4 protein-coding genes and 2 pseudogenes are annotated in these 7,683 nt (G+C 69.9%); 3 read left to right on the top strand and 3 right to left on the bottom strand.

Annotation, left to right across the window (positions count from 1 at the left end; all coding sequences use genetic code 11):
- The first annotated feature begins 254 nt into the window (after positions 1 to 254).
- The gene (locus tag AC6CID_RS19620; RefSeq protein WP_064061571.1) at positions 255 to 2,033 is read left to right on the top strand and encodes a cutinase family protein; all 1,779 of its coding nucleotides are present in this window, start codon (positions 255 to 257) and stop codon (positions 2,031 to 2,033) included.
- 39 nt (positions 2,034 to 2,072) lie between these two features.
- Here AC6CID_RS19620 and AC6CID_RS19625 read toward each other — a convergent pair whose 3' ends face one another.
- Positions 2,073 to 3,350, bottom strand: coding sequence for a LuxR C-terminal-related transcriptional regulator (locus AC6CID_RS19625; RefSeq protein WP_006550370.1), 1,278 nt, complete (start codon positions 3,348 to 3,350; stop codon positions 2,073 to 2,075).
- Positions 3,351 to 3,518: 168 nt separating this feature from the next.
- On the opposite strand from AC6CID_RS19625, the gene AC6CID_RS19630 reads away from it, so the two are divergent.
- Both AC6CID_RS19630 and AC6CID_RS19635 read left to right on the top strand, forming a co-directional pair.
- Positions 3,519 to 5,096 (top strand): AMP-dependent synthetase/ligase, encoded by a 1,578-nt coding sequence (locus AC6CID_RS19630; RefSeq protein ID WP_064061572.1) that lies wholly within the window; start codon positions 3,519 to 3,521, stop codon positions 5,094 to 5,096.
- Between the two features lie 89 nt (positions 5,097 to 5,185).
- Positions 5,186 to 7,030 carry a siderophore-interacting protein gene (locus AC6CID_RS19635; RefSeq protein ID WP_064061573.1) on the top strand — a complete coding sequence of 615 codons (1,845 nt, stop codon included), beginning with the start codon at positions 5,186 to 5,188 and terminating at the stop codon, positions 7,028 to 7,030.
- A gap of 207 nt (positions 7,031 to 7,237) precedes the next feature.
- On the opposite strand, the pseudogene AC6CID_RS19640 reads toward AC6CID_RS19635, so the two are convergent.
- Both AC6CID_RS19640 and AC6CID_RS19645 read right to left on the bottom strand, forming a co-directional pair.
- Positions 7,238 to 7,390: pseudogene (locus AC6CID_RS19640) on the bottom strand (ISL3 family transposase); the annotation flags it as partial.
- Positions 7,381 to 7,581 (bottom strand): annotated as a pseudogene (locus tag AC6CID_RS19645) (ISL3 family transposase); the annotation flags it as partial. The pseudogenes AC6CID_RS19645 and AC6CID_RS19640, both read right to left, overlap by 10 nt.
- Between the last annotated feature and the right edge of the window lie 102 nt (positions 7,582 to 7,683).

The raw sequence follows: 7,683 nt of genomic DNA on the forward strand, positions 1-7,683 counted from the left end.
GCGCTCTGCTCCTGATCGTTCGGCGGGCCCGACCCAGCCGAACGGCCAGTCGCTGAGCGGCGAACTCGAATTGTCCGATTGACGCATTTCCCTTGGATTTCGCGGCTTGGTGTTCGCGCCTGCATTTCTCCGTCGCCACCTCGGTAAACCCGTGTCGATGTAACGCTGCGAGCGACCTTCACGAAATCCGTTACGACCCGCCGCACTTCGGCGGGCCGGCAATTCCTCGGTCAGAAACGGATTGGTAGAGGCCCATGGCACTTCGAAAGTCGCTGTCGCGTCGGCGGATTCTCGCCGGCGTCTTCGCCCCCACCGCGCTCGGAGTCGTGGCAGCGGCCGCGATCGTGCTTCCGCAACAGGACACCCCCACCGTTGCCGACCCGTACCTCGCCGGCCTGGCGAAGACCACCGAATGTCACGACATGGTCAGCCTGGGTATCGGCGGTCGCGGTGACATCCCTCGCGACGAGTCGAAGATGCTCGTCGACGAGAACGGCAACCGCCTTCCCGCCGCCCAGCAGGGCGCCTACCGTAGCCATTGGGTCGAGCCGGTCATCAGCGCACCGCTCGAGAACCACGAGGCCGGCGACGGCTACGCGGCCATCTACATCGAGTACCCGGCCGACCTCGCCAGCTACGAGAACGCCGTGAACAAGGGCGCCGAGAACACCATCGAGGTCATGAAGGCCATCCGGCGGTCCTGCCCCGACACCCAGTTCGCCATCGTCGGGTTCAGCGAGGGCGCGGACGTCGCGCGCCGCGCCGCGATGCAGATCGGTGCGCAGGAGCAGAGCGAGGACGGTTCCTGGGAGATCATCGATCCCGACGCCGTCAGCGGCGTGGTCATCCTCTCCGACGCGGGCCGCGAGGCCGGAGAAGGCTTCTTCCCCGGCGCGGAAAACGGCACGAACCCCGACGGCTTCGATCGCCCCTACCAGCCGGGCAGCGACGCCGTTTCCGGACGCGGTGTCCTCCCCGACACGAACGGTGGTTTCGGTCATCTCGCCGGCAAGGTCGCCTCGTTCTGCTCCGAGGGCGACTTCACGTGCTCGGCACCCGAGAACATCGCGCTGATCGAACTGCTCGCGAACGTGGGTCGTCAGGTCAACGGCGACGCCCTCGAGCGTGAGGGACTGACACCCGCGACCGGTGCCGACCTGGCCCAGGTCGTCGGCCGGGTCGCGCTGCTCGCCCTCGCCGACATCTCGGCGAATCCGGACTGGATGCGGTCGGACGAGACCTTCCTCGAGGTGCTGATCAAGGTCTCCGACCCGAGCTACGATCCCGCCGCCCGCCCCACCACGCCTGTGGCTGCCGACGCCGACTCCGGCGCCACCCGTGAGGACGGGGCCGAGGCGCCGATCCCCGCGGAGCGTCTGTCGAACCTCGCGTACCTGCCGGAGAAGATCGTCAAGGAGGTCGTCGGGTTCATCCGGAGCAACCAGAACACCCTCGCGGTGGTGCTTGCCGACCCGTACGACCAGACCTTCGGCTACGACCGTGAGAACGACGACCACTACGGGCACCACTTCGACTACTGGGACGACGACATCGACGGCAAGGGCACATCCACCGTCGAGTACGCCGCCGCCTGGCTCGAGCACCTGGCCCGCCAGGCCAAGGAGGGCAACGCGGTCGATGCGAACAAGGTCGACAAGGCCGCGGTGCTGATGATCGCCGAGGAGACGGCGAAGGCCGAGACCGCCGAGGCGTCCACCACGCCGGAGACCTCGCCGTCCTCGACTGTGACCGACGATGCGACGGTCGCCGACAGCAGCGTGCCCACCCCCGTCGACGCTGTCCCGGCTCCCGCAGGCGACCCCGCTGCACCGGTGGCCCCGCCTGCACCCGAAGCGGGCGTGACGACAGCCACGCCCACCCCGATGACCACCACGGCTCCGGTCTCCACCCCGTCGGAGACCACGACTCCGGCCACGGGCGAGACCACCACGGGCGCCGGGTCGACCACCTCCTCCGGAACGCCCACGACGACCGTCGCCCCGACGACCACGTCGCCGGCACCGGCTGCCTGACCGTCCTCGACGGGCCACCCGCCGACCGAGAACTCGGCGTCAGCCCGCGGCGCGGACCCCGGCCTCTGCACCGAGAGCCGCGGCCTCACCGCGAGTGCTGACGCCGAGTTTTCGTAGTACGCCGGCCACGTGGAACTTCACCGTCGACTCGCTCACGCCGAGACGTTCGGCGATGACGCGGTTGCGCCGTCCGGCCACGAGATGTTCGAGGACCTCGATCTCCCGGGGCGCGAGCGCGGCGAGCGCATCGAGAGCGGGTCCGTCCGTCGCAGCGATCGGCAGGTCGAGCGGGAAGCTCACCGCGATCCGTGTGCCCCAGCCGGGGGTCGACTCGGATTCGATTCCACCGCCGAGGGTTTCGACGCGGTCGCGGAGCTGGCGCCCGAGTTCGACGACGTCGATCTCGCCGCTGCCGTCGTCACGCACGTCCACCAGCAGGGTCGAGTCGTCGCAGGTCCACGCGACGCGCACCCGCGTCACGTCGGTCTGACCGGACATCGCCAGCACGGCGCCCCGGGCGATCGCGCGGGCCGCGTGCGCGACCTCGCCGGGCAGTCCCCGTCCACCCACCGGCGGAGCGACCATCTGCAGGTCGAGCGGGCGGTGCCGCACCAGATCGCGCAGTTCACCGTGGAGTCGCGCGAACGCGGTGGTCAGTGCCTCCTCCGCGAGTTCGCGGTGCAGGTCCACCGCCGATCGCAGGCCGATCAGGGCCTCGGTCGCCGTCTCCCGCGCCGTGGTCCGGGCACGGGTGTCGTCGAGATCCTTCGACCGCAGGGTCGCGAGGATCGTCTCGAGGGTCACGGCATGGGATTCGGTGAGCTCGGCGACGGTGCGGGCCCGCTCCGCGGAGGCGGCCCGCGATTCCGCGAGATATGCCGGGCTGGCGGTGTGCACCTGCAACCGGATGCCGGTCGCGACCACCCCGAACGCCGCCCGCACGAGAACGAGGGCCGCGGAGGTGGCCCGGGCCCCGCGAGGCACGAACACCAGGAGCGTGTCGGTGCTGTCGAGGATCGCGCACACCTCACGATCGCGACCAGCGAGACGGAAGCTGCCGCGGCGGATCTCCCCCGCGACGAGGTCGTTCCGCACCCGGTCCAGCTCGGCGATGGTCACCCGGTCGACGATCGACGGGTCGCCGGCCACCTTCCGCGGCCGGCCGGTGCATTCCCTCGTGAAGATCACCAGGGCACTGTGCGGAGCGAGGTCGTCGACATAGGTGGAGAATCGCTGCGCGATCTCCGCGAGCGGACCGGTGAGGACGTCGCGCAGCTCGGCGATCAGGACCTCAGGGCGACGGGCAGCGGGACTCACATGCCCACGATATCGGCGTCCACCGGCGCCTTCCCGGGAGGAGCCCCGGCCCCTGCCGACGCGTGCATCGCGTACTGCGCCACTTCGGCCCCTCGGACCCCGGCCGGCGGTAGCATTCCGATCACTGGGGCGACATCGATTCCTCGTCCGTGGGAGGTGCTGCGAACAGTGGCGGACCCCCGCGCGACGACGGGCACCGCGACCGCGATCGACGGTCGCGACGGGTTCCCCGCGACCGTGCCGCGTCTGCTGCTCGACCGGGTGTCCCGCTCCCCCGACTCCGTCGCCTACCTGCGCCCGGACGGTGAACGGTGGCGTCCTTCGACGTGGACGGACGTACGCCGCGAGGTCTTCGACCTCGCGGCGGGACTGATCGGTCGGGGTGTGGGAGCCGGATCGCGGGTCGCGATCTGCGCGACGACCTGTTATCGGACCGTCGTCGCCGACCTCGCGATCGCGTGCGCGGGCGGCGTCACCGTCCCGATCTACCCGGCGACCCGCGACGACGAGGTGCGGTCGCAGATCCGGCGTGCGCACACCGTCCTCACCGTCGCCGACCGGCCGGTCGCCGCCACCGACGTCCTGGGCATCGACGGACTCGACAAGCTCGCCGACGAAGGGCGCCGTCTGCTGCGCACCGACCCCGACGTCGTGGAGCGACGGATCGCGGCGTTGTCCCCGGATGACGAGGCCGCGCTGATATACACGGCGTGCGAGGACGGCCGCACCAAGGGCGCGTGCCTGACCCACCGGGGCACGACCTACGGCGCCCGTGCCGTCGCGCAGACCGGGATGATCTCGTCGTCCGACCGTCAGTTGCTGTGGTTGCCGCTCGCGCACGTCTTCGGCCGGTCGTTGCTGCTCATGGCCATGCACACAGGTGTGAGCACCGCCGTCGACGGTCGCGCCGACCGCGTCACCGCGAATCTGCGCACGGTCCGGCCGACCTTCCTGGGATCGGTCCCGCACGTGCTCGAGAAGATCGCCCGGCTGGAACGGGACGAGCTCGGGGGTCGGCTCCGCTTCGTCGTCTCCGGATCGGCGCGATTGTCCGAAGACGTCGCCCGGCGGTTCGAGCAGCTCGGTGTACCGGTGCTCGAGTGTTACGGGATCACGGAGACCTCCGGACCGTCGTGCGCGAACCTGCTCGGCGCGCACCGCCCCGGCACGGTCGGCCGACCACTGCGCGGCACGGAGGTCCGGATCGCCGACACCGGCGAACTCCTCATTCGGAGTCCCGGAGTGATGACCGGTTACCACGACGATCCCGCAGAGAGTGCCGCCGCGCTCGACGCCGACGGCTGGTTCCACACGGGCGATCTCGCCGAGATCGACGCCGACGGATTCGTCGTCGTGACAGGGCACCGCAAGGACACCTTCAAGACCAGCACCGGAAAGTACGTCGGCCCCACCGCGCTCGCCGACCGCTGGCGCCGGATGTGTCCGGGCAGCGAACTCGTCGTGGCCGGGGAGCTGCGCCCGTACTGCGTCGGTCTCGTGTTCACCACCGCGCCGGAACCGGTCGTCGCGGCCGCGCTGGAACAGCTCGACGCCCGATCGGATCCGTGGGAACGCATCCGCCGTTTCGTCACGGTGAGCGAGCCGCTGGAGACCGACGATCTCGATCCGGCCGGGCGTCCGATCCGGGATCGCGTGCTCGCCCGGTACGCCAGTCTCGTCGACGAGATGTACGCGAACGGTCGTCGCGCGGGCCAGGACGGGTCGCGGCAGACGGATGCCCTCTGAAGTAAGGTTCGCCTAAACGCAGGTCACCGCGCGGGCGGAGAGACCGGTCGTTCCGCCGTCCACGATCCCCTGCCGAGGAGAACGCACCCATGGCCCGTAGTCTTCGCCCCCTCGAGGTCTTCCCGATCACCACGCGGTACCTGAAGGTGCTCCGCGTGACGGACGTGAGCCCCGGGATGCGGCGGGTGACCCTCGGGGGCGAACAGTTGCGGGCGCACGTCGCGCCGAACGGATTCCCGGTGGAGGCGTTCCGGTCCGACGGTGTGGACGACGAGTTCAAGCTGATGTTCAAGCATCCCGAACTCGACGAGGCCCTCGGCCCCACCCAGGCTGACGGCGTGGTGAACTGGCCGCGCGATCCGAAGCTGCTCATGCGCACCTACACCGTCCGGCGCTGGGATCCGGTCGCCGGCGAGATCGACGTGGACTTCGTGCGCCACGGCGTGGGTCCCGCGTCGAGCTGGTCGTACCGCGCGGAACCCGGTGAGACCATCCAGATCGCCGGACCGAAGTCGTCGGCCGGACACCCGCAGGGCGTGGACTGGACGCTCGTGGCAGGCGACGAGACGGCGCTGCCGGCCATCGGGCGCTGGCTCGAGAACTGGCCGGAGGGTGCACGCGGCCGGATCTTCGTCGAGATCGCCGACGACTCGAATCGGCAGGATCTTCCCGTTCCCGCCGGTGTGGAGCTGACCTGGCTGAGCCGCGACGGCGCCGAGCCGGGCACGACCACCCTGTTGTTCGATGCCCTCCGGGCCGCCGAGTGGTGGGACGGCACGGTCTTCGCGTGGGTGGCCGGTGAGGCCCTCACGCTCACCCCGATCCGGCGGTGGCTGCGCAATGAGAAGGGCCTGCCGAAGGAACAGGTGGAGGTCACCGGCTACTGGCGTCGTCAGGAAGTCGCGGTGTCGGAGGCCGACGCCTCCCTGCCCGATTTCGAGGCGACCGAGGACGAACGCGACCGTTTCGACGAATTGGCCGAGATCGCACCGGGTTTCGCGCTGCGGGTCGCAGCGACCATCGGACTGGCGACGGCCTTCGACGCGTCGCCGCGCACCCTCGACGAACTCGTGGCCAAGACAGGGACCGACCGCACCGGTCTGGGCAAACTTCTCCGTTATCTCGTCGCCGTGGGGGTGGCCGAGGATCTGGGCGAGGGCCGGTTCCGGCTCACCGGCGTCGGCCGTGAACTCGAGGACGACCACCACCTCGAGGAACTGCGACTCGACGGTGTGCACGCGCAGCGGGAACTGGCGGGCATGCTCGCACTGCTCGCTGCCGTCCGCACGGGTCGCGGGGACGACGCACATCGGTTCGGCAAGAGCTTCGCGCAGCGCGTCACAGACGACACCGCTCTCCTGACGGATCGGTACGAGCAGGAAGCCGAAATGGCCGTCTACTTCGCCAGTGCCCTCGCGGCGAAGGTGCCCTCCGATGTCTCCACGATCGCGGTCTCCGGTGAGGCCGCCGGTTCCTACGCCCACGCCCTCGTCACGGCGAATCCGTGGGTACGGGCGACCGTGGTGGCCGCGCCGTCGGAGATCGAGGTCCTGCGTCGCGTCCACGGCGAGCACGAGCGCGTCGCCTATACGCCGGGCAGCATGCTCGAAACCCGCCCCGAACCGGTCGACGCGGTGCTGCTGACCGGGCGGTTGAACGAACTGCCCGATGCCGACGCCGTGCACGTGCTGCAGCAGGCGGCGGCGGGACTGAATCCGGACGGCCGGGTCCTCGTCTTCGGCACTGTGCTCGACGACATCGCCGGTGAGCACGACTACGAGGACGATCTCGTCGACTTCGCGCTCAGCGGCGGCGGTGGTCGTACGCACGAGGACCACCTGGCACTGTTCGAGGCGGCCGGCCTCGCGGAACCCGAGCGCACGACGGTGGGTTGGGGCATGACGCTGTACACGTCCACCGGCTCGGCGGGCTGAGATCGTGAGAATGCAGCGGCCTCGCGACGCGCGGGGCCGCTGCAGAACGACAAGAAGAGCTGCTGCGAGGAAGTCTCCCGCGAGGAATGTCTTCCGAACGGTGGACCTAGCGGGAGGCTTGTCGAAACTCGCCCCAGCGCTGGACGGATGGTCCCGAGCCACAGGGCTATTCGGAAGCGTGCGTGTCCACCAGGCGCACCGAAGCGGAGCCTTCCTCAGCTGTCTCGACCGGATGAGGTTCGTCAGGTTCCGGAAGTTCAGGGCCGAGCCGCGGAGGCGCTCCAGGCACCCGTTGACGGTCCCGGTCGGGCCGTTGCACGTGCCGGTCCGGTCGAAGAACGCGAGGATGTCTCGTGGGCGAGACGCCGCGTGTCCGTCCCGCGCGAGAGCGCCCGGCTACCGCATCCCCGGCACCACGGGTCCGGCTCGGCGACGCGGCACTCGATCACCGCGCGATCCGGCTCGAGCAGCTGACCGACGGCCACAAGACCGAGCTCGTCGAGGTGGAAGAAGACGGTCAGGTCGGGGGTCGCGAAGGTAGCGTGGTGCACGTCGAGGTCTTCCGGCGGATGGTCAGTGTGAGAGCTTCCATCATCGGAAGGCCTCGACTTTCATCCGGCGACCGACGCGCTCAGCCACCCACCCCCTCAACT

It is taken from the genome of Rhodococcus sp. GQ147 (assembly GCF_059759155.1).

Excerpts from the sequence above, each read along its gene's own strand:
- AC6CID_RS19620 (WP_064061571.1), top strand. The coding sequence starts at position 255 with ATGGCACTTCGAAAGTCGCTGTCGCGTCGGCGGATTCTCGCCGGCGTC.
- AC6CID_RS19635 (WP_064061573.1), top strand. The coding sequence starts at position 5,186 with ATGGCCCGTAGTCTTCGCCCCCTCGAGGTCTTCCCGATCACCACGCGG.